This window comes from Okeania sp. SIO2B9 (assembly GCF_010672505.1).
In the GTDB taxonomy this organism is placed as follows: domain Bacteria; phylum Cyanobacteriota; class Cyanobacteriia; order Cyanobacteriales; family Microcoleaceae; genus Okeania; species Okeania hirsuta.
Map to the genome: position 1 here is coordinate 1 of NZ_JAAHGK010001216.1, position 2,309 is coordinate 2,309.

Genomic DNA, 2,309 nt, shown 5'->3' on the forward strand with positions numbered 1-2,309 from the left:
TGATGGTGACAAACTGACCGAAACCTGCATCTAAGGTATGTTTTCCCAACATTCTTTTGGCCCATGCCTGAAAATTAAGGTCTTCAACAAAAATCATTCCTGCTTGGTCACATAAATGATGGGCTAACTTAAAATGGAAGTCTTTTCGAGTATTGGCTATCGTTTCGTGTAAACGAGCAATAATCTTGCTTAACTTTTGCCAGTTATTTGACCCAATCTGTTTCTTCTGGAGTCTGCGTTGCAGTAATTTCATCTGGCGGTGCAAACTGTTAAAGAATCTGGGTCGTTTAATTAATTCTCCCTCTGATGTGGCTAGGAATTTATCGAGTCCCAAATCAATCCCAATGGGATCACCATGAGGGGGGACATCGGGAACATCCACATCACACTCTAAACAGAGAGTTTTGACTTAGTTAACAATTTACGTCATAACGCGGCACAATACGATAGTTGTCTCGAACAATAACTTAGTGAAATTTATCAAACCAAGAGCATTGACTTAATCAAAAAATAACGATATTATACGTTATAAACCGTACTATTAGACCGATTGTGTTTGCTGCGCACATGAAACACAAATAAATGAAATGAAATCCATTAGAACCAAGCTCAAACTGAATAACCAGCAAAAAACTCTGATGGCTCAACACGCGGGGTATAGCAGATGGTGCTATAACTGGGGTTTAAGTTTGTGGAATGCTGCATATATTCATGGTTACAAGCCTAATGCTCGAAAGCTAAGAGAGGTTTTTACCAATCACACAAAACCACTTTATCCTTGGATGAAAAACTTGTCCTCTAGGGTCTATCAATATGCTTTCATCAATTTAGGTGAAGCGTTCAAGAGGTTTTTTCAAGGGTTGGGTAAACACCCAAGGTTCAAGAAGAAAGGTAAACATGATTCCTTCACAATTGATAATTGTGGAAAACCAATAGAACTAAATGGATGGAATCATAAATTACCTTTTATTGGTATTGTTAAAACTTATGAACCAGTTGAAGCTACAACTAAAAAAATCACCATTAGTAGACAGGCAGGAGATTGGTACTTAAGTTGTAGCTATGAATTCACTCCTAATCCAACAGAAAAGACCACTGAAGTTGTAGGTGTTGATTTAGGTGTAAAAACCTTAGCAACTTTAAGCACGGGAGTTGTTTTCCCTGGCGCTAAATCTTACAAGAAATTTGAAAGCAAGCTCTCTAAGTTACAATACCTTAACCGCAATAAAAAGATTGGTTCAGCTAACTGGAAAAAGGCGCAACTTAAAATTGCCAAGCTACACACAAAGGTAGCTAATATCCGTAAAGACGTGCTTCATAAATTGACAACATATCTAGCTAAAAACCACAGCATTGTGTCAATTGAAGATTTGAATGTTCGCGGTATGTTGGCTAACCATAAGCTAGCTAAGTCTATAGCCGATCAAGGATTTTATGAATTCAGGCGACAACTTGAGTACAAGTGTGAGTGGTACGGCTCTGAATTAGTAGTCGTTGATAGATTCTTTCCATCATCAAAAACTTGCTCAAACTGCGGTCATGTCCAAGATATGCCGTTAAATGTAAGGACTTATGACTGCCCTGAGTGTGGCTTGTCAATAGACAGAGATTTAAACGCTAGTATTAATTTGAGAGATGCGGTCGGCTTGACCGTGAATGCCTGTGGATGAGTAGCCGCCGACGGCCTCAGTTGAAGCAGGAAGTAAACAGTAAAATGTCATGTTATGACGTTTTATATCGGTTTTATGAAGCAGAAGCTACATATAATTCTACATTAGGCAAATCTTCAAGGATTTGTAGATATAGTTCTTGGAGTTCTGTAACAGCTTTTATAGATGAATCTCCTTGTTGTATGAAATCATTTACTCCTGCCATTAATAAAATAATATCAGGAGTATCAGACTTGTTCCAAGCTTCATTATTAACTATTCCATCAATAGTTATACCTGGTCTGCCTTCATGTTTTAATGGTTCATTTCCCTGTGTTCCAACAAATTCAAAGTCAATATTTTCTTCTTTGAGATCAAAGTATAAAGATCCTCGATGAATCAGTGTATCAGTAATTGAATCTCCTAAAGGCATTATTTTTAAAGTAGCTGCTAAGGTAGCAGAACTTACAGTGGTAAGTAAAGATGTTGTCATCATTACTACTGATACTAAAGCTCTCTTGACTTGTTTCATTAGTGTCGTGAGTTAAGATTTTTATTGATTTAGTTGACATGGTTAACAATAACACTAATAAAACAATACCAAACCAGTATTTTTGCTGAACCTATTTGCTCTGTTTGTGCAACAAAGCAAATAGGTTC

General features: G+C 37.1%; 3 protein-coding genes. 1 reads left to right on the top strand and 2 read right to left on the bottom strand.

Translation table 11 applies throughout. From position 1 onward, the window contains the following. On the bottom strand, positions 1–382 hold a 382-nt coding region (locus F6K13_RS29080), incomplete at its 3' end, for a transposase (RefSeq protein ID WP_353735734.1). 205 nt (positions 383–587) lie between these two features. Here F6K13_RS29080 and F6K13_RS29085 point away from each other — a divergent pair. After that, the gene (locus F6K13_RS29085) at positions 588–1,670 is read left to right on the top strand and encodes an RNA-guided endonuclease TnpB family protein (protein ID WP_124154458.1); all 1,083 of its coding nucleotides are present in this window, start codon (positions 588–590) and stop codon (positions 1,668–1,670) included. Positions 1,671–1,743: 73 nt separating this feature from the next. Here F6K13_RS29085 and F6K13_RS29090 read toward each other — a convergent pair whose 3' ends face one another. After that, complete coding sequence (locus F6K13_RS29090) at positions 1,744–2,181, bottom strand: SGNH/GDSL hydrolase family protein (RefSeq protein WP_124145882.1); 438 nt, start codon at positions 2,179–2,181, stop codon at positions 1,744–1,746. Positions 2,182–2,309 lie beyond the last annotated feature (128 nt).